Consider the following 25,199-nt stretch of genomic DNA (forward strand, 5'->3'; position numbering starts at 1 on the left):
TAAATGACAAATAACGTAATGACAAAGGACAACTAAGAAATTATGGCAAAGCGCATTATCTACAACGAAAACGCTCGTCGCGCCCTAGAAAGGGGCATGGATATCCTGGCTGAGGCTGTGGCTGTTACCCTCGGTCCCAAAGGTCGTAACGTAGTACTAGAGAAAAAATTTGGCGCACCCCAAATCATCAATGATGGTGTGACCATTGCTAAAGAAATTGAATTAGAAGACCACGTTGAAAACACAGGCGTTTCTTTGATCCGCCAAGCTGCTTCCAAAACCAACGATGCTGCTGGTGACGGAACCACCACCGCTACTGTTTTGGCACACGCAATGGTTAAAGAAGGCTTGCGGAACGTTGCAGCTGGTGCAAATGCCATTCAGTTGAAGCGTGGTATTGATAAAGCTACCAACTTCTTAGTAGAAAAAATTAAAGAACACGCTCGTCCTGTTGAAGATTCCAAAGCGATCGCTCAAGTTGGTGCAATCTCTGCTGGTAACGACGAAGAAGTCGGTCAGATGATTGCCGAAGCAATGGACAAAGTCGGTAAGGAAGGCGTAATTTCCCTAGAAGAAGGGAAATCTATGACCACCGAATTGGAAATCACCGAAGGGATGCGCTTTGACAAAGGCTACATCTCTCCCTACTTCGCCACCGACGCTGAGCGGATGGAAGCAGTATTTGACGATCCTTACTTACTGCTGACCGATAAGAAAATAGCTTTGGTACAAGATTTAGTCCCTGTTCTGGAGCAAGTGGCACGTCAAGGCAAACCCTTAGTAATTATTGCCGAAGATATTGAAAAAGAAGCTTTGGCAACCTTGGTAGTTAACCGTCTGCGGGGTGTGCTGAACGTAGCTGCTGTCAAAGCTCCTGGATTTGGCGATCGCCGCAAAGCAATGCTGGAAGACATCGCCATTCTCACTGGTGGTCAAGTGATTACCGAAGATGCTGGTTTGAAGCTAGAAAACACCAAGCTGGATAGTTTGGGTAAAGCCCGTCGCATCACCATCACCAAAGACAACACCACCATCGTTGCTGAAGGTAACGAGCAAGCTGTGAAAGCTCGTTGCGAACAGATTCGTCGTCAAATGGACGAAACCGAATCTTCCTACGACAAAGAGAAATTGCAAGAGCGTTTAGCTAAGTTGTCCGGCGGTGTAGCAGTAATTAAAGTTGGTGCTGCTACCGAAACCGAAATGAAAGACAAGAAACTGCGCCTTGAAGACGCGATCAACGCTACCAAAGCTGCGGTAGAAGAAGGTATCGTTCCTGGTGGTGGTACAACTCTCGCTCACCTAGCTCCTCAACTAGAAGAGTGGGCAAATAGTAACCTCAAAGATGAAGAGTTGACTGGTGCGCTAATTGTTGCTCGCGCCTTGTCTGCTCCCCTGAAGCGGATTGCTGAAAACGCTGGTCAGAATGGTGCTGTCATCGCTGAACGCGTGAAAGAGAAGGAATTCAACGTTGGCTTTAACGCAGCCACCAATGAGTTCGTCGATTTGTTGGCTGCTGGTATCGTTGACCCCGCCAAAGTCACCCGTTCTGCACTCCAAAACGCAGCTTCCATCGCTGGTATGGTATTGACTACAGAATGTATCGTTGTTGACAAGCCAGAGCCTAAGGATAATGCACCTGCTGGTGCTGGCGCTGGTATGGGCGGCGACTTCGATTACTAAAATATTGCAAAGGGTGAGTAAGATACTCATCTCTATAAAAAAGCAGCTATTTCCTGTCGGAAGTGGCTGCTTTTTTATGAACCGATACAGCAATTTAGAGACGTGCCATGGTACGTCTCTCAACCACTGAACCGTATTGTTTTATGAACAGTTCTTTCCCAGTGTTTGACATTTTGTCTTTTGATAATTTAGTATTTATGTACTACTAAATATAAATACAAATATAAATGCAGCTATTGAACAATTATTATGAACTGCGTACACCAGAATGAAACAAATCTAACAACTTCGTGCCTCCGACTACAATATTTGAACTGCGCCCACAAGGAGCGCAATAATTTATCCTTGTTCTGTATTTGATTGGTTAGCAGCATGAAATTGATCAATCAATGCTTGGATAATCATTTGCGGATCTTCCGTATCAACTCCCAATTGTTGAGCAATCATCTGGCGTAGATTTTCATCCTGCTGCATGATCACCAGTAATTCGTCTAAAGTTACAGTTTGGAATTCTCCTTCTGGGAGACTTCCTACGTCATCTGTTGCTTGGAAAACTTGACTGGATGGGAAATTTTCTACATCAATGTCTTCTGTAGAACCAAAAGTTGCAATTTGAGCATCTGGACCTTCATACTCCCATACAGGTTCTCCTTGATTGCGTGTCAGTAATTGCATCCCAATATCATGGGCAACATCTCCCACTTCTCCAACTTCCAATTCCCCTAGTTGCACCATCCGAGCGGCTAATTCATTATTGGGAGTAGGTGATGCCAGTAGTTTTTCACCAAAGCCATGCAACCACTCTATCCAACGTTCTGTTGGGACACGATGCTCTATATTATGTAGCCACTTCAGCGCCCATTGTTGTCCTCGAGCTTGATGTACTCCTTCTAACAGTTCGGTGAACAAAAATTCTAAATCTGTGTCAGTTAAAGGTGGAGGTGGTTCTTTGGGATGATTACCCGCAAATGTTGTTGGCACTTTTTGGTTGCCAAATAAGCGTTGAAAAAACCTTTTTAGCCATAAAATGAGCCGTTTGAGCATTCTCTGGCACCCGCCGAGTTTTGTTTACCCTAAGATTGTAGCGATGTCTACGACTAGTCGCTACGCGTTTGAATGGGGAAGTGGGGCAATGGGGAACTCGGGACCCCTGGTGGGGATTAGGGGCAGTGGGGAGTGTGGATTGGAAAAATGATCAATATTCTAATTATCATCCCCCGTTCCCCGTTTCCTGTTCCCTGTTCTTGAAAATTCCCCTCTTTAGCTAAAATGATTGAATCCCAAACTCGACTGGGTGCGACTCATAAAGATTGAAAAGGCATTGCCATCCATGTCTTACGAACCCCTGCACCATAAGTACCGCCCAAAGAGTTTTGCTGAACTGGTGGGACAAGAAGCGATCGCTACCACCCTGACTAATGCTATCCGGGCATCCAAAATCGCACCGGCCTATTTATTCACAGGGCCAAGAGGCACAGGCAAAACCTCCAGCGCCCGCATTTTAGCTAAATCACTCAATTGTCTTAAAAGTGACAAACCTACAGCTGAACCTTGTGGTGTGTGTGATGTTTGTCAAGGAATCACCAAAGGCTACTCCTTGGATGTAATTGAAATTGACGCAGCCAGCAACACAGGCGTAGACAACATCAGAGAGATTATCGAAAGAGCGCAATTTGCCCCTGTTCAGTGTCGTTATAAAGTGTATGTAGTCGATGAATGTCACATGCTCAGTACAGCGGCATTTAATGCACTACTTAAAACACTAGAAGAACCACCTAAACATGTAGTTTTTGTCCTGGCAACAACTGACCCCCAAAGAGTATTACCTACAATTATTTCCCGGTGTCAACGGTTCGATTTTCGCCGCATCCCTCTAGAAGCAATGGTGCAGCATTTGAGTACTATTGCTACAAAAGAAAACATTAATATTAATCCTGAAGCAATTACCCTTGTAGCTCAAATTGCTCAGGGGGGATTGCGGGATGCTGAAAGTTTACTTGACCAATTAAGTTTATTATCAGGGGAAGTCACACCAGACCAAGTGTGGGATTTGGTGGGTTCAGTCAGCGAACGGGACTTACTCACCCTTTTAGGGGCGATCGCCACAGACAACCCTGAAGCTGTTCTTGATTGTACTCGTCAAATCCTAGATCGTGGTCGAGAACCTCTGATTATTCTCCAAAATTTTGCCGCTCTATACCGCGATTTACTCATAGCTAAAACTGCACCCAGTCGTCAAAACTTAGTTGCTTGCACTCCCCAAACTTGGCAAGCACTGGTTAGTTTTGCTCAACAGTTAGATATCAGCACAATTTTACAGGGACAACAACACCTGAGAACTGCTGAATTACAACTAAAAAATACCACCCAACCCCGTTTGTGGTTAGAAGTAACCTTGCTGGGATTGTTACCTTCAGCAACTATTAGCACTCAGACATCAACAACAAACCGTGTCACTTCCCCAGTATCACCAAATCCTTCTATCCCACCTTCCCCAGTTTCTAACGGCAAGGTGACACAGGTACAACGTGACGCTGGGAATCAACAAAACACAACGACACAGCAACACAGCAACAACGAAAAATCTTCCCTCTCTCCCCCCACTCCCCCACCTTCTGAACAAAAGGAACTAAACTCTTCCACTCAAGAATCATTGGAAGCAACTTGGCAAAAAATAGTAGAATCTTTGCCTATACCTGCCAAAGCATTATTAAATCAACACGGACGCTTATTAAGTATTGGTGATAATGCCGCTGTTGTGGGTGTACCACCAAAGCTAATCAAATTGGCTCAAGGCAAATTAGCCGATGTGGAAGCTGCTTTTGTGAAAGTTTTTCAGCAAAAATATAAAGTGAGCTTGGTTGCAAATCAGGGAAAAACTGCACCTAGTAATGAAAAAAAAGATATTCCTAAAAATAATACTCCTCAAGCTCATCAGCCGCCTCCACCTAGTTACAATCAACAACCACCTGTAGTTGATAATCATCAACCAGTAAAACCAGTCATCACAAAAACAGAATCAGTAACAAATGCTGCTGTGGCGCAAATGCTCCCACCACAGCCTCAGATGCCATCAGCCAATTGGGAGAGTGATGAAGCAGCGATCGCAGCCCAACGTCTGGCACAATTTTTTGATGGCGAAATTATCCGCTTTGCTGATGATGTAGTGGAATTCACTGACTCTAGCACGACTTCAGAGTGGGAAAACGAAGGAGAAACAGATGATGACTTTTAAAAAGTGAAGGTAGTACGGAGTACACCAACGGTTGTTGTATCGTTTCTGTTGTCGCCTTCGGGGTTAAACAGCACAAACGCCCCAGGGGTAATGCTCACATTATCACTTAGTTTCAAGCGGTAATACGCTTCTAAATGATAAGGAGTAGCCCGATCTACACCTGTTGGAGCAAGTTCAGCATCTCCATCAGCAGAAGTGCGATATAGTGGCTGTCCAAACAGAATGCCTGCGTTATTTCCCTGTTTGAACAAATCGTTGAAGTGAAGCCCCACCATCCAACTAGTGAAGGTAGTAGAAGCGTCAACATCACCTGAAGAATCATCTACGAATATTGCTGCACCGTAGCCAGATAAAGCAATTTTTGGGGAGAAACGCCAAGTGAGTGTGCCACCAACAGAATTAAGTTTGACAGGTGTTCCCAGTGAAACATTAGCCAAAGCACCAATATCACTACTAGTTAATCCTGTACCCAAGATATTGATTTCGTGATAACTATTGGCATAGTTGAGACCAATATCTATAGAACTAGTTGGTCTAAAGGTTAATTGTGCGGCTATAACGCTACTACCACCAAAAAAACCAGATCCTAAAGGTGTACCAGAAACTCCTGGTTGGATGTCTGGCGCATTTTCAGGAATGTTAGCATTAACGCTACCGTATAAAGCTCTTAGGTCTAACTGGTCGGAAATATTAAAAATAAACCCTACAGCAGAAGCCAAGCCAGAACCAGAAGTACCACCGGAGACACGTACTACAGGATTCAAATTCCCAAAGCGAGAAATTGACTCTTGTCCTTCACCATAGAAAGGTGTGATCGCAGGAAAAGCATCCGATGTTTCCGCCGCAGTCCCGGCAAACAAAGTTAATTTATCAGCAACTGGAAAGATATAAAGCAATTTGTAAAGCTCAACATCATTAGCACTGACATCTGATAAAGTCTTAACGTCAATACCAGGAAACTGAGGTTCAAAACTAGTACGAGCGCTACTGGCGCTGAGTATGGGCGAAGCTAATCCCAAAGATTCTTGTAGGCTACCGCTACCATCCAAACCGCCCAAAAAGTTATGAGATTGCAAACCAGTAATTAGTAAGTCTTTACCTGTAAAACTGGTGTTGAGATTTAAGCGCACTCTATTTGTCAGGATGATATTAGGCTCATCCGTATCTGGAGAACCTCCTGTAGCACCAATAGCTGCAATAATTACCTCACCATTCAGTTTGGTAGTTGTGGAAAACTGATTTGCTTCCAGTTCCGCGGTGCGGGCTTCCAGCGCATCTACCCGACCCCGCAGTGTCGCCAATTCCGCAGCAAACTCTTCTTGCAATCTCTGCAAAGTGGCTAAATCTTCTTTTGTTACCAAATTAGTAGTCGCCGTAGCAATTAGTTCGCTGACTCGATCAAGACAGGCATTTAAGCCAGCAGCAAATTCATAGCGAGTCATCGGACGATTGCCGCGATATGTACCATTGGGATACCCGGCAATACAACCATAGCGCTCAACCAAAGATTGTAATGCACCGAAAGCCCAGTCTGTTGGTTGCACATCAGATAGTTGCGATACAGATGTGACTTGTGCGATTTTGTCTGATGTTTGAGGTGAATTTGTAGATTGTGAGGAAGTTGGTAGTGAAGAATTAGCAGCTGAAGTTAGCTCTAAATTTTTGTCTTCTTGCTTCTGATTTAAAACAGATGAATTTTGTTCATCCTCACTAGCTATAATTATTTTGTTTGGAGAATTATTAGGTTTCACTCCGTCATTAATATTTATTTTTTCAGGGGTGTTACCAACGTGAGAAATTGCTATTTTTTCAGAATTATTTCGTACTTGCTTGTTATCTGCAATCTCAAAATTAGTCAGGGCTTGTACTGGTAACAATCCCATAATTAAATACAATAAACTTGCTCCACAAGCAGAGGCTAGCAGATACCTTATCATGATCACTCCTCACAGATATATAGAAGATATGGAAAATTTGACTACGATATTTAACACCAATAAACAAGTAGATGTAAACCGTATTTTGCAAAGGAATATTGCCTGCTTTACATTTTTAACCCAGGAAATTATTTCACTGAGATTTACTAGGCTACTGTGTGAATTTTTTCGTAAGTATTAAATTCTAGTAAATACTATTTTTATGATCAGTTAACACTATTTATGATTTATAGTTTTTATAGTTACCATATAATAATTAAAATAATAGAAACCTAGCTCATTAACCTAAGTTCGATAGATTTGATAAGCCCAAATCTCGTCCTGAAATAAATTTGGGACTGACAGCCTTCAATCCAGCATAACTGGGTTGACGGAGTGAGCAGGGCATAATTTTAAAAACTTTGTATTTAACTGGGATTCGGGTGTCTAAGTTGTGCAGGTTGCATTGAAAAGATGCGATCGCTTCTGGTGGGGGCACTGGGCAGATTTTTATAGCAAGGGTGGACGCACTGAGTCCACGTTCCCCAGTAGCTATGGCTTTAGAGAATGCCATAAATGTTTCAGCACACGGAAAAAGCTTATTTTGGTTGTACCAATAAAACTCTAGTTAGTGGTTTTAGTTGGCGGTTTGAATTCGGAATTTTAGATTTGCGATCAAATTTTTCTCAGACACAATACCTTTCCCTTAATAACGATAGTTATAAACTTTCTAAACTACCGTTTTCTTTGGATCTAAAACCAGATGTTAAATTTTCTTATATAAAGCAAGATTAGGAATATTCATTGCTGAACAGTTCGATCAGCCTGGTTTCACGATCAAACAAGGTCTATCTGCGGTTGGCTCAATTCCAAAAATAATTTTTGCGATTCCAACAGTAGAAGATAGGACTTACGCAAAAGTTGCCAAAAAGCTTAATTGATCGTAGACGCGCAGCGGCTTCCCGCAGGGTACCGCCATAGACGCGCTCATAGGCTTCCCGCAGGGTAGACGCCAAGAACACCAAGAATTCTTCGTAGAGTGTGCGCAAGTCCTGGAAGAATTGAAATTTGCTTTCAAAGTGACAAAAAGCATTAGTGAGAAGTTGAGGAAATAGAGCAATAGTCGGTGAAACCTGGATAAAAACATTAAATTATGAGGTATTTACTATGAGATATTTTCTAGATAAGAGAAAGACTGCTATTGGTGATGAAATTGGCAGCAAAATCACTCATACCTATATTGAAATTGAGTTTCCTGTGGATGACGATTCTTCTTATGTCATCTATGTCATTCCCAGGAATCAAAATTCAGCTTTCGTTGCTACTTGCTGGGATCACACTTTTGATAAATTAGTTAGCAATCTAGATGAAGATACCTTTGAGATGATCGCTGAAACTTGGCCGACACTTGCAGCACTACTCTACAACGGAGTAAAACAGCTTTATAGGCAGGGTGCTTTGATCGTGCTTGAGGATCTTGACGATGGAGAGAATAAATGGTTCGTTGCCTCAATTGCTGGCAATATCTCTTTCAGTAGTTTTAAAGATTTGTTCAATGAACGAATGCAAGAAGTGACACAGCTGGTTTTAGCCAGAACCATCCAACTCTCCCGTGCTCTCCCGTGAATTGAACGAGAATCAACCGAATATGCTTAATGCAATCAGCAACGGTTTTATGAAAGGAGTTGGAACAGCCGTATTAGCTGGTGTAGCTTCCTTTTTAGGCATAGACCCAAGCGATGCTTAATCTTGAAACCATTCCCAGACAAGAGTTCTAATTATTTAATTGGACACATCAGGAGCGATCTGGCTCAAACAGACAACAAATCCAAAACTGAAGGTTTTTAAACTATAGCTCTGGGAATTTTACCCAAGGAGTGAAATGGTTGTGTTATCTATATCTAAAATCAGGCAGTCATTAATATTTCCTGGTAGCGAGACACAGGGAAGACAGATAAAAATACCTCCAGAATTCCAAGACTCTCTTGAGGGTCCGATTGACACCGACAATGGTAATAGAATCTTCCTCCTTTCTGGGGAAGCACTATCAAATGATAAACAACCATCACAAACCTGGCTGCTTTACTTTTACGGTAATGCCATGTGTTTGAGTGACGCAAATTTTGATTTAAATTACTTCCGTCAGTTTGGTTTGAACGTCGTCATTCCTGAATACATCGGCTTTGGGATGAGTAGCGGAACTGCAAGCGAATCAGGCTGCTACGAGACAGCCAGAGCAGCTTATCAATATCTTACTCAGACTAAAGGAGTTCAGCCTGACCAAATTATTGTAGCCGGATGGTCGCTGGGAGCAGCAGTAGCTACGTACCTGGCAGAAATTCAACCAGTAGCTGCTCTGATTCTATTGAGTGCTTTTACAAATATTCCTGATGAAGCAGTAGAAATTTTTCCTAATGTACTTAAGTGGTTGATTCCCAAATGGTTAATTGAATTGTTGATTCCTGAACGTTTTAACAACTTAAAGAGGATAGCTAAAGTCAAATGTCCTATTTTCATTAGTCATGGAACTGAGGACGAGATTGTCCCTTTTGCTATGGCAAAAGCTCTGAGAGCTAAGGCAAAAGCTAAGGGGATAGCTGTGAGTTTTTTGCCTATTCCGAGAGCTAAACACAATGAGTTTTTTGAGGTTGGAGGCGAGCAACTTCGGGAAGGTGTTACTAATTTCATTGCGAATTTACCTCATTCATACTAAGTGAGCAGCATGATAGTGGAAATTATTCGTACCGAAGCTATAGCCTTACAGAATCAGCAGGTAGATTATCTCTTAGTACCGAATGCGATTCTGTTACTTCTTCAAGATGGTACAGCCAGACTACTGAATTTGGATGGTGAATTCTACGCTATCTCTGCCACTGGCGCTTTGATTCTCAAAGAAACGCTCAAAGGAGGTTCGACAACAGCGGTAAATAGACTCGTAGCTGAATATGAGTTAGATACTACACAAGCCCTGAATGACGTTTTGGTATTTCTTCAAGGGTTGGAAAACAAAGGTGTCATTTACCATCCCAAAGACTCCTCGCCTCAAGTCAAAGGCATAAGATTTGATTTGTCATTACTTACTTTACCGTTGCTCTGGTTAATCAGCTCTTTGCCTGCATCCTTGCAGATTAGGACATGGTTAGCTTTAGCGCTAGCGTATTTCTCCATTCGACTATTTGGTTTGCCTGGAACAATAAAAGCTTGGCAAACTCCCAAGCGTCAAGCTTCGTTAATTGCTGACAACCAAGAGATGACTTTCTTGATGAAGTCAGTTGATTTAGCTGTTAGTGAGGCGACAGCCTGCCATCTCCTTAAAGTTGAATGTAAAGAACGCGCTCTCTGTAGCTGGTGGCTGGCTCGTTTCGCTGGAATTCCGGCTCAGATCAAGCTGGGTGTTTACCTCTTCCCGTTTGCGACTCACTGCTGGTGCGAAGTTAGTTCGGAAGTAATTGGAGACGATAAGGAAAGGTGCGAACACTTTACATCAGTACTTACTTACGAATGAACTGTTCACAGCGCCCAAGCTTTAGAGGTTACCCTCAGTCTATAAGACTGGGGCTATTGCATTCAATGCACGCCTGTGCGGGCTAACAAGAGTGCAGTTTGATGGCAAAATGATATGACTAATCAACTATTTTCTTAATATATTTGGCATGACCAGACACAGTATAAGGTGTCCAGGTGATCAACATATTAAATGGCTCCCCAAAAGTGTCCTGAAAAGCGTCTGGCAAATTCTTAAATCGACGCTTCACACGCCTAAAATACAGCTTAAAATTACTAAATTCGCTCCAATAATAACCCTGAGTTAGAGCCTTACCAGCAATTCGGCAGCAATTGCGAAATAGATCGTGAAATTCTTTGTCACGAACGGAATCCCAATATTTTTCCATTGTCTTTTCATTAAGATGATTAATCTCTATAATTTCGTCAGCTTCTCGACCGCATAAATCCACATCTTCTTCATAACACATGGTGTAACCATAAGGAGTTTCTGGTCTTTTGGGCCACTTGCTGATATAAGAACCATCCACAATTTCTATAGCAGCGTGACCAAATTCAAAAGTGGGAATAGCTACGGAACTGTGATTTTGTTGAGGTTTTCCTACTTTGGGTAACCAAATAACAGTCCTAATCATTTTCTACTTATTGATTAAATCACATCAATAAAATATTAGAAAAATAGGAAGTTAAAATCTATAAATAGTAGTTGTAAACCGTCGTTTAGTGACAGTAAATGAGTTTTTATTTAAACTGAAATTAAGTAATTAAAACTAGAAAAAAAGATGATGGAAAATCAATCTCTGAATCAAATAAATAATTATCTTCGTTCCTATCGGATACCGCAATTATTAATAGTTGGAAAAGCAATCCAGTTAATTAGTGGCGGCGGGGGACAACTCAGAGATGGTTACAACGGTTGGTGGATTTATCAAGCTTAGCTTCTAAACGATTGAAACTCTTGTTGAGGCGTTTAAAACCCTCGTTTAGTGACGGTAAATAAATTCTTCTTTAAGCTCAAAGGAAGTAAGTCAAATTAGGAGGAAAGATGATGAAGAATCAATCCCTGGAGAAAGCTAAAAATTCTATACCGTCCTACCGGACGCCCCAACTATTAGTTGCTGGGACAGCAGTCGAGTTAGTTCGTAACGACATTGGAGGACACCTCAAGGATGGCACTGGTGGCTGGTGGGTTTGGGGTTCCTAGTCCTCGTTGATTTTTCAATGACTGGAACTCTTGTTTATCTCTGATTTTAAGAGATGATATTTGGAAATAAACCACAGACAAGAGTTCCATTTATTCAATTGACAAACTCATTAATGACTCAGGAGGAACTCTAAATTATGTCATCACTCGACCCCGTTATCATCAAACGCAAAATCGTAGGAACATGGCAATTACCAATTCATCACGAATATTCAGAGACAATTACTTTAATGGGATTTGGCTCAAAGTTTAGCTATACGTGTTCCGCTGCTGATGTAAGACAACGCTTTCGTCAACTGTTCACAGGCAGCGAAATTCGTGGAAACTGGCACATCCGTAATACGATTAAGGAAACCTCTGACTCTAAATCGTCTGTGGGAGGTTCTGTTACTAAGACTGTAGGAGGTTCTGTCAGAATATCCACTGGCTTTCTCACGGCTCCTTTTCTCAAAGAGCAACAAAATAGTTCTGCCAGATCTGAATTACTTGAAAGCGATCGCACAGGTCCATTTCTCTTCCTCAATTTTGACGAACTTACCCAGTCAATTCTCAATATACCGACTCCTGGTGGGAGAATTGAGCTAGGAAATTTGTTAAATAATCTGCGTCAAGTATTTGAAGAGGATTACTTCAAAATTGTTTCATTAACGGACAATGACACCAGGCTGCTCCTGAGAACAAAAACAGGAAATGAAGTAGTTTGGACTAAGTTTCAGGAAGACTTTGGTGGAGGGTAATTGATTATTCACAAAGGGGCGGCTATTGCAGCTCACCTCTTTCAATTCTGTCATTAGTCATTACTCATCAGAAATTTTTAATACCATGCGAGTTGGATTTACTGCTATCAGGCGAGACTCTGGCGTTGAACTGGAGTTAAGCGAACCGAAAAACAACAAAGAGACGGCTTTAGTGACATTAGCCCAGTTACCTAACCATTGTGCTTTGCTTATGGGTCGTCTTTACTACCAAGACGAGCTATTGGTGAGCCTCAAGCCACACTTATCTTCTCAAAGGCTGCATGAATGCTCCTCGAATGCAGCTACCCTTGCGCTAGAGATATACCGTCAATTCGGAGCAAATTCTCTGGAGCGACTGGAGGGTGATTTTGCACTTGTAGTTTGGGATGTACAGAAGGCACAGTTAATTGGAATGCGAGATCCAATGGGAGGATATTCACTGTTTTGGACTGTGCAAGGAGACAAGGTTGCCTTTAGTACCAGTATGCGGCGACTGCTGGATCTGTTGCCACAGCGATCACTCTCATTAGAATATCTAGCTGACTTCTTAATCATGTCAGGGCAGAGAAATGAGGGTGCGACTGAAATATGTGTCTATAACGGTATTCACCGAGTCTTACCAGGAACAATAGTTTCTGCCCATCTCAATACTTGTCAGGTTGAGCGCCGCCGCTATTGGGATTGGCAGCAAAAATTCACTTTGCCAGACAGCAGCGATTTACCAGAAGTCACCCAGCAGTATGCAGATGTGCTGCGGAGTGCAGTGCGGGAGCGGCTGCACGGACGGACTCTTGCCCACTTATCAGGGGGGATGGATTCTACTTCAGTGGCTTTGCTAGCACGAGATGAGATTGGTACTAGTAGAGGCTCATCACCACTGCACACACTATCCCTTGTCTACGAGGAACTCCCTGTCTTAGTTCGCGAGACACCCTATATTGAATCTGCTCTCCAGAACGAAACAGAGATTGTTGCTCATCGGCTAATAGCAGATAAATTGTTAGATTTTGATAGCTTTATTGACACGCCGCCCCACGATGAACCGTATGCAGGTCTTTGGCGCTGGGCAATGGATTGTGCCACAGTGGAGGTTGCTAGCCAGGTTGGTGCAGTCACTTTACTCACAGGTATTGGCTCTGATGAAATCCATGATTTGCATCCGTATTATCTTAGTGATTTGCTACGTCAGGGTAGATTCCTAAAAGCATGGCAAGAAGCAGTTAAATGGGCGCGGGCGCAGAATTCTAATCCCTGGGGGATTATCCAACCTTTTGGGATTGAACCTTTGGTAACAGCTTGGCTTCCTTTTCAACCCAGAAGCAATAAAACTCAACTGAACGCACAGAATGACTGGAGTATTCCCCCCTGGATTCGTCAAGATTTTGCCCAGCGCTATGCACTACAAAGCCGTACTAAGGAAAATGCCCGCAATACTTATCGTCTTTGTGAGCAAGTTGGGCTTTCTATTACCTTGAATGCTATTGATAGTAGACCTGGTGATGTGCTGCGATGGGCTGTAGCTGCAACCTTGGGGATAGCGATCGCTCACCCATTTCTTGACAGTCGCGTCTTAGCACTTGGTTTGGGCATTCAGAAGCGAATTCCTCCACAACCTGGTAGGATGAAGCCCATTCTTGGTGAAGCGATGCGCGACCTTCTCCCACGCCAAATTACTCAACGAAAGCGCAAAGGTCATTTCAATGAGGTGTATTATCTTGGTCTAACCAAGAATCTCCAACTTTTAGAAGAAATGTTAAAAAATTCTCCAATAGATGAACTTGGCATCTTTGATCAAAACATTCTCATTCAAGCTTTACATGAAGCTAGTCTGGGTGTGGCAAATGCGCGACAGTTGCAGCGATTAGATCTTTCTCTGTGCCTGATTAAGTGGCTGAGTATGCAGGAGGAGTGGTTGCAAAGAAAAGAGTCAGCGAACGCCACTTTCCTAATTAACAGAGCAAGAGAGTAACACGTTTTATGAAGAGAATCAATTCTGTTTAGGAGCTAAGTAAGACTATGTTGACTAGCAAAGGTTTTCGTTTTTTATCATCAGTCATTATTATTGCTTTCTTTATTTCAAGTGGATGTTTGAGAAATAAAGTTTTTGCCCAGGCTGTAGATCGCGGAGTCTACAGATATTTTGAAACAGTATGCGCTCCTCCATTATACGATAGTTATGTCTCTGGACTTAGGGAGGCGCAAAATAGCTCTCTTCTGGGATTGGGCGCGACATTGGCATTACAATATCAGACGAAGATTAGCAATTGTCTAATAGCCATTGCCTTAATCTCTACTGAAAACAGGACAATATGTAATATTGGAGAAACTTACTTTCAAAAAGCTTCCGGACTAGCAGCTTCTTCCTACATAGCTTTTCAAAGAAATTGTGGACGATATTAATTCTTGTTTTAACTTTATTTCTGTCCGGAATTATGTGAGATTATTAATAGATATATTGCGAAAGTTAGGATAATTCTTAATAACGTAGACTCGTAGCGGCTTCCGTAAAGTACACTCATGGAACACAGATGCACACAGATGGACATAGATTTTATCGGTGTTTATCGGTGTTCGTTTTTTTGAAATATAGAATTTTGCAATAGGTCTAATGACAAAATTTTGCGACCACACTTACATGAAGCTACTTTATAAACATATTCTAATATGATAGATTCCTCTAAGGAAATTTGCCCAGAATGTCAAAGAGTAGAAAGATATTTAGAAATAGATATAAAGCGTTTATTCAACAAGTTGAAAACCTATAAGAGGAGGAAGCTGTCAGACCGCGAACAACTGTATATATGCCTATCACTTCTTGGCGAAGAGCCTCTTGATATTGCCAAAAGAGAATATTTCCAATATCTTGAGCAGCAAGTTAAAAGTCAGCACCCTGGGTTTACAGAAAAAGAAATCCAACAGAAAGTGAATGAATTAATCAGAGCGAAAGCTAGTGGTATTAAATCTTTTATTACCATTAATTTAAGTATGCCGCTCAAAGAGTTCTTGTCAGAATTGGATAAGGATATAGATCCAGAAGCGGCTCGTCCCTCCTGGGCAAAAATAGTTTATATCTTGAAAGCTAATGGATACAAAAAAGAGGTAGAGACAATTCAAAAACGAGGGCAAAGAAAAAGGATAGTAATTGATTATGAAGGAAGAATACTTCTGAAAAAAGTAGTTAAGATTTTGGAAGAATTTGAACAATATTTGGGTGATGTCGATCTGACAATTGAAGATATAGAGCAGGAAGATGAAGAACATGAGTAACAAAAAAGGAATAAATCATCTAACCCTTGAAGCTTCTGAAGAAGCATTCGAGTATCTACAGGCTCTCTTGAAATCAGGAGAGCTAAGTGAATTGCTTGGTGTTTCTGTATTAGATGTACGAGAAATTCCTATAACCGAAACCAAAGCTCTAAATCAAATAAAACAACCAGAAAACGTGAATTTGCGGCAATGGTTTGCGGGAATGGTTGAGGCGGGTTGGCTAGCAATAGAGCAGCTTTTGGATCCGCAACAAGTTGAGTTGGCATTTGGTTTTAGAAATGCAATAAGCATTGTTAGAACTCAAAAGATTGACCTGGGGATGCAACTGGCACGAGAGTCGGTGGCGTTAGTTGTCATCCTCCCGCCAGAAGCTGATGAGGAAGTAGACATAGTCGTACAGGTGCATCCGCTCGGACAAACGCATTTGCCCCAGGGAGTGCAACTTTTGGTGAGCGATAAGTCGGGAAATCAACTAGAAGCGCGATCGCGGGAGGCGGATAATTTTATCCAATTGGAGTTTAGTGCCAAAGACGGGGAAAGCTTCAGTGTGACTGTAATCCTGAAAGAAGTGAGGGTGACGCAAGAGTTTATAATTTAGGAACAATTGTTTTCCCGCCTCTGCTTTTTACCAGAGATTACTCAGCCTCCAGTGAGGTTGTCAGATGAAAAAATTAGTAGTGTTGAAGCTAGACGGTGACTTTGAACAGGGGTTTCGAGTCAGCCTGGAAGTGGGGGAACAAGGGAAGCAACCCTCAACAGATATTAATGGCAAGTTGCCCCCATGTCTAGCAATACCCGAATACTACGAACGTTGGCGCTTCAGCTATCGTAGTTTGAATGGGCGCACTCGAATTAAATTCAAGAATGGGCAAACGACGAACGTGTCCTTCACCAGAGATCGCTCTGATTGCTCTCAGGCGGCTAAGGAGTTGAGCGATCGCTTCAATACCTGGCTCCTATCTGACTCGTTTCGCGACCTTCGAGAGAAATGCATCGAGCATTTCACTCTATCCGCCGAAGATCGGATACGGGTAATCGTTCGCACATCTTGTCGAACATTGCAGCAACTCCCCTGGCATCAGTGGGATTTAGTCAAGCGTTACGGTCAAATTGAAATTGCTATTAGCCCTCCTGAGTCTGAATGCCAGGGAAAAATCAAAACCTCCACTGACAGCAATAAGGTGAGAATTCTAGCGATTTTGGGTCATAGTGGTGGCATTAATATCCAGAAAGACCAAAAGATGCTAGAGCAATTACCTGGAGTAGACATTCGGTTTCTGGTAGAGCCGCAGCGCCAAGAGATTAACGACCAGCTGTGGGAGCAAGCTTGGGACATCCTGTTTTTCGCAGGTCATAGCGAAACTGAAGCCCAAACAGGTCGGATTTATATTAATCGCACCGAAAGTCTGAGCGTGGGAGATTTGAAGCATGGTCTGGAGATAGCAGTAAAAAAAGGCTTGCAGTTAGCAATTTTCAATTCTTGTGACGGAATGGGGCTAGCGTGGGAATTAGAGGAATTGCACATTCCGCAAGCGATCGTCATGCGCGAACCCGTAGCGGATCGAGTAGCACAAGAGTTTTTAAAGTATTTTCTTAGCGAGTTTGCTGGTGAAAAATCTCTTTATCAGGCTGTGGGAAATGCCAGGAAGCGGCTGCAAGGCTTGGAGAATCAGTTTCCCTGTGCCAGTTGGTTGCCAGCGATCTACCAGAATGCTGCTGCTGTGCCGCCGACTTGGCACTCATTGCGCTATGGGAATCAACAGGCGTCGCGGTTGCGTATCCTTCGCACTGCACTTGTAGCTAGTGTCGTGGTGACGGCTTTAGTGTTGGGAGTGCGGCATTTCGGATTGCTACAGTCACTGGAATTGCAGGCTTACGACCAGTTGATGCGGCTGCGCCCTGATGAAGGGCCAGACGATCGTCTCTTAGTGGTCACTATTACTGAAGAAGATCTTAACTATCAGGACAAGATGGGAATGAAGCGGCAAGGTTCCCTATCCGATGCTGCACTGGCTCAGTTGTTGAAGAAACTGGAACCCCATCAACCTAGTGCTATTGGTTTGGATATCTATCGCGATTTCCAGGTAAGTGATGGTCATAAAGATTTGGCAACCAAGCTACGGCAGAGCGATCGCTTCTTTGCTGTGTGTCAAGGCAGTAACCCGACAAATAGCCATATTGGCGTTGCGCCCCCGCCGGAAGTCCCAAAAGACCGCTTGGGGTTCAGTGATGTTGTGGTAGACCCGCATAATATTCTTCGTCGCCATTGGTGGTATGCCACTTTCAACTCCGACTCTCTTTGTCCAGCAGAGCTGTCCTTCAGCCTCCAGTTAGCGCTTTATTACCTAATACAAGAAAAGGGGATCAAAGTTCGAGAAACTCCAGAAGGTTACTTGCAGGTAGGTAACATTAGCTTAAAACCTTGGCATTTTCCTGCCGGAGGTTACCAGCAAGAGGAGGACTTGGGGTATCAAATGCTGCTCAATTATCGCACTCGCGGTGATATCGCCCGGAGTGTCACCCTTACAGAAGTCTTGAAGGGTAAGTTCGATCCTAACTGGGTCAAAGACCGGATTGTCCTCATTGGTGTCACCGCTAAGAGCCAGAAAGATGATTTCTTTACTCCTTTTAGTCGCGACCCAGACCAAACGATGCGGGGGATATTTGTTCAAGGGCAGATGATCAGTCAAATTCTCAGCGCAGTGCTAGATGGGCGACCTTTATTGTCCGTATGGCAATGGTGGGAGGAAGCCTTCTGGGTTTTGGGCTGGGCAATAGGGGGTGGCTTGCTGGCTTGGCACTATCGACAACTAAAATACCTGCTCCCTGCGGGTGGAATTGTTATCTTTATTTTATCGGGTGTTTGCTTTATTCTTTTAATTAGAGGTTGGTGGGTGCCGCTGGTACCGTCTGTGTTGGCTTTGATGGTGACTGGGGGATGGGTAGTATTGGTGGCCCGCCAGGTTATTTAGAGCGGCTCGCGCCATCAATTATGAATGGTAAAAAAAGGCATGATCAGCAGATAACTCTATTCTTAATTCTCACTGGTATACTCGCCAGCGGCACGGGAGTCCTGGCACGGCAGGCTGAACCAGAACCCTTGCTGACAACAGCCGTTAGCGAATCCTCCTTCCAACTAGCACTGAAATTAAAACTACCGCCCAGAGGCGCACCTGGCAAGCGGAGAACAGGTGCGGCTACTCGTGATTCTTGCCCAGAGCTGGCGAATAAAAATGAGCCGCTCACTGCCTTGGTACCAGGTACGAACCTGGGGTTAACTGTCGCCGAGCGTCCTACATTCTGGTTCTATGTTCCCTATCCGCCGACAAACCGACTCTCTGTAGAGTTTTTGCTGCGGGATAAAGAAGATAATGAAGTATACAGGGAGACGTTACCGCTTTTGGAAACACCAGGAATTATCAGCGTCCGTTTCCCGGAAACGACACCTCCCTTGGAGATTCAAAAGCTCTACAGTTGGCGCTTCTCTGTCATTTGCAATCCAACTAACCGGGCGGAAGATGTTTTTGTCAACGGTAAAGTGGAACGGGTTCCGCTTGCTCCTGCCCTGAAGAGTCAGTTAGCGGCAGCCACTCCACGAGAGCGCATTGCTCTATATGCAGAAAATGGGCTGTGGTTTGACACCCTAACCCATCTCACTGAACTTTATCGCACCCATCCGAAGGATGAAGCGCTCAAGGTTGACTGGGCCGATTTATGGCAGGGTGTGGGATTGGAGTATATCAGCTCAAAACCGCTGGTTCCCTGCTGCACTCCCTAGCAGTAGCGGTACTAAGCTGTTCCACATTTAATTTGCATATTAAGACTGTTCGAGGAGCAGAAAAGATGAGGTTTTACGTTTATTTGTACTTACCTATTTATGTATTATCGAATTCGTCTTCTCAGGATTGTTGCTGTCACACTGGTTTTGTCTCTAGGTTCTCCTTTCTTGCCAATTGCCAGAAGCCTGGAGTCTTTAGTAGCGCAGACACCAGCAGTTCAAGACCAAAAAGCCAAAGCAGATGATCTGTCTCAAAAAGGTGTCCAACAATTTCGAGGCGGTCAGTTTAAAGCGGCATTACAGTCCTTGCAACAGGCATTGCAGATTTATCGAAATATTAGCGATCAGGCAGGCGAAGGCGAAATTCTCAATAGTATCGGAGCAGTTTACACCCATCTGAGCCAATACCCTAAAGCCTCGCAAACTTTGCAACAAGCGTTGGCGATCCGGAAGGAACTAAGAGATCGTAAGGGAGAAGGGGAAACGCTCAACAACATTGGAGAAGTTTACATCGATCTTGGTCAATATCCCAAAGCCTTGAAAGCTTTGCAGCAATCGCTGGCGATACGCAAGGAAGTAAGGGATAGGGTTGGTGAAGGCGAAACGCTCAACAACATTGGAGCAGTTTACACCAGTCAAAACGAACATCACAAAGCTTTGGAGACTTTACAGCAAGCATTGGCGATCCGTCGAGAAGTGGGAGATAGCTTCCGAGAAGGGGAAACTCTTGCCAGGATGGGAGTAGTATACGGTCTTCTGGGTGAAAATTCCCGTGCGCTACAGTTGCTGAAGCTTGCTTTAGCAAAGAATAAGGAGGTAGGAAACCGCTTTTGGGAAAGCCAGACGATTCTTCTTACTGGATTGGTTTACAACCGTCAAGGTAAGTACGAACAGGCGCTGGAATTACATCAGCAAGCTTTGGTGATGCTCAAAGACATGAGTTCTCGTACTGGTGAAGCGAATGCTCTCTACAGCATTGGAGACGTTTACCACAGTCAAGGTAAGTATCAGCAAGCACTAGAGTTATATCAGCGAGCCTTGGCGATCTTCAAAGAAATTGGGGATCGCTACAGTGAAGGTGCGATGCTCGGCAAGATGGGGCTAGCTTATTTCGATTTTAGTAAATATACCCAGGCTTTGGAGTTATATCAGCGAGCCTTGGCGATTTCTCAAGAAGTAGGCGATCGCCAGGATGAAGCATCTGTTCTCCTTTTCATTGGACTCACTCATAGCAAACAAAATCAATATTCCCAGGGGTTAGAGTCCTTTCAGAAAGCCTTGGAAATTTTTAAGCAAATTAATGACCGCCAGGGTGAAGCCTCTACTCTCTACCTCATTGGCGGAATTTACCAGGATTTAAGCCAGTATTCTCAGGCATTGGAGAAATATCAACAAGCATTAACAATCTATAAAGAACTAGGCGTTAGCGAAGCTCCTCCGAAGGAGGCTCGCTCTGGCATTGGATCTGCCCTAAATAATATAGGAACTACCTACATTGATCTAGGGCAGTACAATCGGGCGCTAGAGGTGCTGCAACAAGCGTTAGAGATTCACAGAGCACTTGGCAAGCGTGAAGAAGAAGCAACTATTCTCAGTAACATTGGGAGTGTTTACAATCTTCTAGGTGAGTATTCCAAAGCACTGGAATTCTTTCAACAAGCCCTAGCAATTTCCAAAGAACTGGGCGATCGCAGTGGTGAAGCCACAGCGTTGAATAACATCGGAGCTGTTCACGATAATCAAAGTCAGTATACCCAAGCTTTAGAATTTTATCAGCAAGCTTTGAAGATTCGCAAAGCCATCGGCGATCGCGCAGAAGAAGCAACAACTCTCAATAACATCGGTAATCTTTATATTAAACAAGGTCAATATTCCCAAGCACTAGAGTTTCTTCAACAAGCCCTAGCGATTAGTAAAAGAATCGGCGATCGCAGTGGTGAAGCGACAGTGCTGAATAATATTGGGAATATTTACGATAATCAAAGCCAGTATCCCAAGGCGCTAGAGTTTTATCAGCAAGCGCTAGCAATTCACAAAGAAATTGGCAATCGTGCTAACGAAGGAAATACCCTTAATAACATAGGAGGAGTTTACAAGAGTCTGGGTCATTACCCAAAAGCGCTAGAGTTTTATCAGCAAGCGTTGGAAATTAGCAAAGCTATTGGCGATAAGGCAGGCGAAGCAGTTATCCTCAATAACATCGGAGTTGTTTACAAACAACGAGGGGAGTATCTTCGAGCATTGGAGTCCTATAAGCAAGCATTAGAAATTGCTAAAGCGATCGGCAATAAGGCAGGTGAAGCAATTACCCTCAATAACATCGGCTCAGTTCACCAAGGTTTAAGCCAGTATCGCCAAGCATTAAAGTTCCATCAGCAAGCATTAGAAATTCACAAAGCGATCGGTAATAAGGCAGGCGAAGCAGCAGCCCTCAATAACATTGGGGCAGTTTACGACAACCTCAGCCAGTATCCCCAAGCGCTAAAGTCCTATCAACAAGCATTGGAGATTAGCAAAGCCATTGGCAACCAGGCGGGCAAAGCAGCAGCCCTCAGTAATATTGGTCTAACTTACTCCAACTTGAGCCAGTATCCCCAAGCGCTAGAGTTTTATCAGCAAGCGTTGGAAATTAGCAAAGCTATTGGCGACAAGGATGGCGAAGCAACTCGCCTCAATAACATTGGGGCAGTTTACGACAACCTCAGCCAGTATCCCCAAGCGCTAAAGTCCTATCAACAAGCATTGGAGATTAGCAAAGCCATTGGCAACCAGGCGGGCAAAGCAGCAGCCCTCAGTAATATTGGTCTAACTTACTCCAACTTGAGCCAGTATCCCCAAGCGCTAGAGTTTTATCAGCAAGCGTTGGAAATTAGCAAAGCTATTGGCGACAAGGATGGCGAAGCAACTCGCCTCAATAACATCGGGAATGTTTACAACGATTTGAGTCAGTATGCCAAAGCTTTGAAGTTCTATCAGCAAGCATTGGAAATTAGCAAAGCCATAGGCAAACGGGCAGGTGCTGCCACTACTCTTGGTAACATAGGGCAAACTTACACCCATCTCAGCCAGTATGCTAAAGCGCTAGAGTTTTATCAGCAAGGGTTGGAGATTAAGAAAGCCATTGGTAACAAGGATGGCGAAGCGAGTTCCCTCAACAAGATTGGACTAATCCACCACAAACGTGCAGACTATCTCAAAGCGCTAGAGTTTTATCAGCAAGCATTGAAAATTGCCAAAGCTGTTGGCAACCGCAATTTAGAATCAACTACCCTCGATAACATTGGTGTGGTTTACAGCGATTTAGGAAAGTCTTCCCAGGCTTTGAAGTTTCATCACCAAGCCTTAGAGATTAGAAAGGCAATTGGCAATCGAGATGGAGAAATGGCAAGTATACATAACATGGGGTCAGTTTACAACCAACTAGGGGAGTATCTTCGAGCATTGGAGTCCTATAAGCAAGCGTTAGAAATTGCTAAAGCGATCGGCAACCGTGCAGGCGAAGGGACTATCTTCAATAGTATTGGAGGTGTTTACGACAATGTCGGAGAGTATTCCCAGGCTTTGAAGTTCCATCAGCAAGCTTTAGCAATTTATAAAGAAATTGGTAGTAGACATGGCGAAGCAACATCCTTGAACGGCATTGGGGGGATTTACTATCAGCAGAAAAAATATACAGAAGCACGACAGTCTATTGAACAAGCGTTAGCAATTGTCAAAGACATTGGCGCTCAAAGCGATGAAGGAAGTACCCTCAATAACCTTGGGGTTGTTTACGCCTCTTTGGGAGAGGATTCGCGGGCACTGGATTTCTATCAGCAAGCCTTAAAGATTCACAAGAAAATTGGCAAGCAAGATAGTGCCGGAACTGCTCTGATGAATATCGGAGATTTTTATCTCAATCAGCAAGAGTATTCTCAGGCAATAGAATTCTCACAGCAAGCCTTGAAGATTTTCCAAGCGATTGGCAAGCGGGATAGCGAAGGCAATACCCTCAGTATTCTAGGACGGGCATTCCTGAAATCCGGTAATCTTGCAGAAGCAGAGAAAAATTTACTGGCTGCAATGGCTATTCGGGAATCTCTTCGAGCTGGATTGCAAGATAATGACGCTTTTAAAATATCAATTTTTGAAAGTCAAGCTAACACCTACCGCTTACTACAACGAGTCTATATTGCTCAGAATAAACCGGAAGCAGCGCTAGAAATCTCTGAACGCGGTCGCGCACGTGCTTTTATAGAGTTATTAGCTTCACAGCTATCCACTGACGAAACCGATCAACCTACAATTGCTCAACCAACAATTGAGCAGATCAAACGAATTGCTAAAGAGCAAAATGCCACGATTGTCGAATATTCAATTACTTACAATGATGTTAGAACTAAGGGTAAATACCTGGAATCAAAGCTGTTTATTTGGGTCATTAAACCGACAGGAGAAATCAAGTTTCGCTCAGTTGACCTTATCTCCCAAGGTACTGTTCTAGCAGACGTCGTTCCCAAGATGCGTGAATCTCTGGGTATCAACAGTCGCGGTGCTATCCAACAGTTAGCTTACACTCCAGGTGATTTAGTCAGACTCAAGGACGATGAGGAAAGTGGTCTCAAAGAACCTTGGCAGGTGATCGGAGTTGATTCGGAGAGAGCTATGCTGATCCTCATGCACCCCCAGTTTGATGACGGGGTACAAATCTCACGTCCAATCAGCGACGCGATCGCCAAAGTGGAGTCCTCCCGAACTAACCAACAGCAATTACAAAATCTCCATCAACTGCTAATTGCACCCATTGCCGAGCTGTTGCCCACCAATCCAAATGACCGCGTCATCTTTATCCCCCAAGGGGAACTGTTTCTGATTCCTTTTTCTGCTCTCCAAGACAGCGACGGAAAATACTTAATCGAAAAACACACGATGCTGATAGCTCCCTCCATTCAGGTGCTGGAATTGACACATAGGAAAAGGAACAAGCTTCGTGGGAAGAAATTAGGATCGGCTCTGGTGGTGGGCAATCCAACAATGCCAACTATTCCCTTAACCAAACCGCCACAGCGATTATCCTCCCTACCAGGAGCAGAAGCAGAAGCAAAAGCCATTGCTGAACTACTAAATACCCAACCCTTCCTCGGCAAGCAAGCGACAAAAGTTAATATCGTACCCCGGATGCAACAAGCGGGACTGATTCATCTGGCAACTCACGGATTATTGGACGATTTCAAGCAACTAGGAGTACCAGGAGCGATCGCTTTAGCTCCCTCTGGGGGCGATAATGGTTTCCTCACCTCTGGCGATATTCTAGGACTAAAATTAAATGCAGAACTGGTTGTTCTCAGTGCCTGTAACACAGGGCAGGGTCGAATTACCGGAGATGGAGTCATCGGTCTATCTCGCTCCTTAATGGCGGCTGGGGTCAAGAGTGCGATCGTCTCCCTGTGGTCTGTTCCAGATGCCCCTACAGCCGAGTTGATGAAGGAATTTTATCAAAACTACCTACAGCAGGGCATGAATAAGGTGCAAGCTTTACGCCAAGCAATGCTGAAGGCAAAGGATAAACACCCCAACCCAAAAGACTGGGCAGCTTTTACTCTGATCGGGGAGGCTGAATAAATGTCAGTTCGATAGAGCATTGCTGAACCTCACCTCCAACCTCTTTCTTGAAGTCGTAACAGGCAACCTAAAAGCATGACAGATGAAGTAAGGCTAGGAGCACTGAAAATTTTCTTATTTAATTGCCACATTCTGCACCAAAAATAAGAGTTTGGGAGAGCTATTGGTAAGCCCCAAATTCCAAGAGGGGGGGATATCAAGGTGGTGGAAGATATGAGAAACCTTTACGATGGAAGATTAGGGAATTTGAACAAAATCCTCAAATAAAACAGGAAGC

20 protein-coding genes are annotated in these 25,199 nt (G+C 43.7%); 15 read left to right on the top strand and 5 right to left on the bottom strand.

Annotated elements, in window-relative coordinates; all coding sequences use genetic code 11:
* The first annotated feature begins 42 nt into the window (after positions 1–42).
* Entirely contained in the window at positions 43–1,680 is a 1,638-nt protein-coding gene (groL, locus tag NIES592_RS06295) for a chaperonin GroEL (RefSeq protein WP_062243699.1), read from the top strand.
* A gap of 339 nt (positions 1,681–2,019) precedes the next feature.
* Here groL and NIES592_RS06300 read toward each other — a convergent pair whose 3' ends face one another.
* Positions 2,020–2,724, bottom strand: a complete 705-nt coding sequence (locus NIES592_RS06300; protein WP_062243702.1) for a hypothetical protein — start codon at positions 2,722–2,724, stop codon at positions 2,020–2,022.
* 286 nt (positions 2,725–3,010) lie between these two features.
* Here NIES592_RS06300 and NIES592_RS06305 point away from each other — a divergent pair, with 286 nt between their 5' ends.
* Entirely contained in the window at positions 3,011–4,915 is a 1,905-nt protein-coding gene (locus NIES592_RS06305) for a DNA polymerase III subunit gamma/tau (RefSeq protein WP_073555222.1), read from the top strand.
* On the opposite strand, the gene NIES592_RS06310 is transcribed toward NIES592_RS06305, so the two are convergent.
* Together NIES592_RS06310 and NIES592_RS06315 are read right to left on the bottom strand one after the other, a co-directional pair.
* Positions 4,912–6,852 (bottom strand): iron uptake porin, encoded by a 1,941-nt coding sequence (locus tag NIES592_RS06310; RefSeq protein WP_062243708.1) that lies wholly within the window; start codon positions 6,850–6,852, stop codon positions 4,912–4,914. The two genes, NIES592_RS06305 and NIES592_RS06310, sit on opposite strands and share 4 nt — an antisense overlap.
* A gap of 280 nt (positions 6,853–7,132) precedes the next feature.
* Positions 7,133–7,405 (bottom strand): hypothetical protein, encoded by a 273-nt coding sequence (locus NIES592_RS06315; protein WP_073555223.1) that lies wholly within the window; start codon positions 7,403–7,405, stop codon positions 7,133–7,135.
* Positions 7,406–7,998: 593 nt separating this feature from the next.
* On the opposite strand from NIES592_RS06315, the gene NIES592_RS06325 reads away from it, so the two are divergent.
* The 3 genes from NIES592_RS06325 (at position 7,999) to NIES592_RS06335 (ending at position 10,336) form a co-directional block, all read left to right on the top strand.
* A complete protein-coding gene (locus tag NIES592_RS06325) occupies positions 7,999–8,457 on the top strand; it encodes a hypothetical protein (RefSeq protein WP_073555224.1) in 459 nt (152 codons plus the stop codon).
* 256 nt (positions 8,458–8,713) lie between these two features.
* The gene (locus NIES592_RS06330; protein WP_256678067.1) at positions 8,714–9,544 is read left to right on the top strand and encodes an alpha/beta hydrolase; all 831 of its coding nucleotides are present in this window, start codon (positions 8,714–8,716) and stop codon (positions 9,542–9,544) included.
* 9 nt (positions 9,545–9,553) lie between these two features.
* Positions 9,554–10,336, top strand: a complete 783-nt coding sequence (locus tag NIES592_RS06335) for a lasso peptide biosynthesis B2 protein (RefSeq protein WP_073555225.1) — start codon at positions 9,554–9,556, stop codon at positions 10,334–10,336.
* A gap of 118 nt (positions 10,337–10,454) precedes the next feature.
* Here NIES592_RS06335 and NIES592_RS06340 read toward each other — a convergent pair whose 3' ends face one another.
* Complete coding sequence (locus tag NIES592_RS06340) at positions 10,455–10,970, bottom strand: hypothetical protein (protein WP_016867676.1); 516 nt, start codon at positions 10,968–10,970, stop codon at positions 10,455–10,457.
* Between the two features lie 147 nt (positions 10,971–11,117).
* On the opposite strand from NIES592_RS06340, the gene NIES592_RS24945 reads away from it, so the two are divergent.
* From NIES592_RS24945 to NIES592_RS06370, 8 genes are all read left to right on the top strand, one after another.
* Positions 11,118–11,273 (top strand): hypothetical protein, encoded by a 156-nt coding sequence (locus NIES592_RS24945; protein ID WP_178379482.1) that lies wholly within the window; start codon positions 11,118–11,120, stop codon positions 11,271–11,273.
* A gap of 107 nt (positions 11,274–11,380) precedes the next feature.
* Positions 11,381–11,539: a hypothetical protein gene (locus NIES592_RS24950; RefSeq protein ID WP_157226352.1), complete on the top strand. Its 159-nt coding sequence runs from the start codon at positions 11,381–11,383 to the stop codon at positions 11,537–11,539.
* Between the two features lie 137 nt (positions 11,540–11,676).
* Positions 11,677–12,276 carry a hypothetical protein gene (locus NIES592_RS06345; RefSeq protein WP_073555226.1) on the top strand — a complete coding sequence of 200 codons (600 nt, stop codon included), beginning with the start codon at positions 11,677–11,679 and terminating at the stop codon, positions 12,274–12,276.
* Between the two features lie 25 nt (positions 12,277–12,301).
* Positions 12,302–14,245, top strand: coding sequence for an asparagine synthase-related protein (locus NIES592_RS06350; RefSeq protein ID WP_218600590.1), 1,944 nt, complete (start codon positions 12,302–12,304; stop codon positions 14,243–14,245).
* A gap of 47 nt (positions 14,246–14,292) precedes the next feature.
* Positions 14,293–14,676: a hypothetical protein gene (locus NIES592_RS06355; RefSeq protein ID WP_062243728.1), complete on the top strand. Its 384-nt coding sequence runs from the start codon at positions 14,293–14,295 to the stop codon at positions 14,674–14,676.
* A gap of 264 nt (positions 14,677–14,940) precedes the next feature.
* Positions 14,941–15,543, top strand: a complete 603-nt coding sequence (locus tag NIES592_RS06360; RefSeq protein WP_073555228.1) for a hypothetical protein — start codon at positions 14,941–14,943, stop codon at positions 15,541–15,543.
* Entirely contained in the window at positions 15,536–16,141 is a 606-nt protein-coding gene (locus NIES592_RS06365; RefSeq protein WP_178379483.1) for a DUF1822 family protein, read from the top strand. Before NIES592_RS06360 ends, NIES592_RS06365 begins: the two co-directional genes overlap by 8 nt.
* A gap of 64 nt (positions 16,142–16,205) precedes the next feature.
* On the top strand, positions 16,206–18,515 hold the full coding sequence (locus tag NIES592_RS06370) for a CHASE2 domain-containing protein (protein WP_073555230.1): 2,310 nt from the start codon (positions 16,206–16,208) through the stop codon (positions 18,513–18,515).
* Positions 18,516–18,558: 43 nt separating this feature from the next.
* On the opposite strand, the gene NIES592_RS25725 is transcribed toward NIES592_RS06370, so the two are convergent.
* The gene (locus NIES592_RS25725) at positions 18,559–18,789 is read right to left on the bottom strand and encodes a hypothetical protein (RefSeq protein ID WP_256678068.1); all 231 of its coding nucleotides are present in this window, start codon (positions 18,787–18,789) and stop codon (positions 18,559–18,561) included.
* Positions 18,790–18,793: 4 nt separating this feature from the next.
* Between NIES592_RS25725 and NIES592_RS06375 the strand changes: the two genes are divergently transcribed.
* Positions 18,794–19,321 (top strand): DUF928 domain-containing protein, encoded by a 528-nt coding sequence (locus tag NIES592_RS06375; protein ID WP_235147956.1) that lies wholly within the window; start codon positions 18,794–18,796, stop codon positions 19,319–19,321.
* A 99-nt stretch (positions 19,322–19,420) separates the two neighbouring features.
* Entirely contained in the window at positions 19,421–24,922 is a 5,502-nt protein-coding gene (locus NIES592_RS06380; RefSeq protein ID WP_073555231.1) for a CHAT domain-containing tetratricopeptide repeat protein, read from the top strand.
* The last annotated feature ends 277 nt before the right edge of the window (positions 24,923–25,199 follow it).

It is taken from the genome of Fischerella major NIES-592 (assembly GCF_001904645.1).
GTDB classification, from domain to species: Bacteria; Cyanobacteriota; Cyanobacteriia; order Cyanobacteriales; family Nostocaceae; genus Fischerella; species Fischerella thermalis.

Bases quoted from the DNA above. Each gene is read 5' to 3' on its own strand.
- groL (WP_062243699.1), top strand. From the start codon at position 43: ATGGCAAAGCGCATTATCTACAACGAAAACGCTCGTCGCGCCCTAGAA.
- NIES592_RS06300 (WP_062243702.1), bottom strand. From the start codon at position 2,724: ATGCTCAAACGGCTCATTTTATGGCTAAAAAGGTTTTTTCAACGCTTA.
- NIES592_RS06305 (WP_073555222.1), top strand. From the start codon at position 3,011: ATGTCTTACGAACCCCTGCACCATAAGTACCGCCCAAAGAGTTTTGCT.
- NIES592_RS06310 (WP_062243708.1), bottom strand. From the start codon at position 6,852: ATGATAAGGTATCTGCTAGCCTCTGCTTGTGGAGCAAGTTTATTGTAT.
- NIES592_RS06315 (WP_073555223.1), bottom strand. From the start codon at position 7,405: ATGGCATTCTCTAAAGCCATAGCTACTGGGGAACGTGGACTCAGTGCG.
- NIES592_RS06325 (WP_073555224.1), top strand. From the start codon at position 7,999: ATGAGATATTTTCTAGATAAGAGAAAGACTGCTATTGGTGATGAAATT.
- NIES592_RS06330 (WP_256678067.1), top strand. From the start codon at position 8,714: ATGGTTGTGTTATCTATATCTAAAATCAGGCAGTCATTAATATTTCCT.
- NIES592_RS06335 (WP_073555225.1), top strand. From the start codon at position 9,554: ATGATAGTGGAAATTATTCGTACCGAAGCTATAGCCTTACAGAATCAG.
- NIES592_RS06340 (WP_016867676.1), bottom strand. From the start codon at position 10,970: ATGATTAGGACTGTTATTTGGTTACCCAAAGTAGGAAAACCTCAACAA.
- NIES592_RS24945 (WP_178379482.1), top strand. From the start codon at position 11,118: ATGATGGAAAATCAATCTCTGAATCAAATAAATAATTATCTTCGTTCC.
- NIES592_RS24950 (WP_157226352.1), top strand. From the start codon at position 11,381: ATGATGAAGAATCAATCCCTGGAGAAAGCTAAAAATTCTATACCGTCC.
- NIES592_RS06345 (WP_073555226.1), top strand. From the start codon at position 11,677: ATGTCATCACTCGACCCCGTTATCATCAAACGCAAAATCGTAGGAACA.
- NIES592_RS06355 (WP_062243728.1), top strand. From the start codon at position 14,293: ATGTTGACTAGCAAAGGTTTTCGTTTTTTATCATCAGTCATTATTATT.
- NIES592_RS06360 (WP_073555228.1), top strand. From the start codon at position 14,941: ATGATAGATTCCTCTAAGGAAATTTGCCCAGAATGTCAAAGAGTAGAA.
- NIES592_RS06365 (WP_178379483.1), top strand. From the start codon at position 15,536: ATGAGTAACAAAAAAGGAATAAATCATCTAACCCTTGAAGCTTCTGAA.
- NIES592_RS06370 (WP_073555230.1), top strand. From the start codon at position 16,206: ATGAAAAAATTAGTAGTGTTGAAGCTAGACGGTGACTTTGAACAGGGG.
- NIES592_RS06380 (WP_073555231.1), top strand. From the start codon at position 19,421: ATGTATTATCGAATTCGTCTTCTCAGGATTGTTGCTGTCACACTGGTT.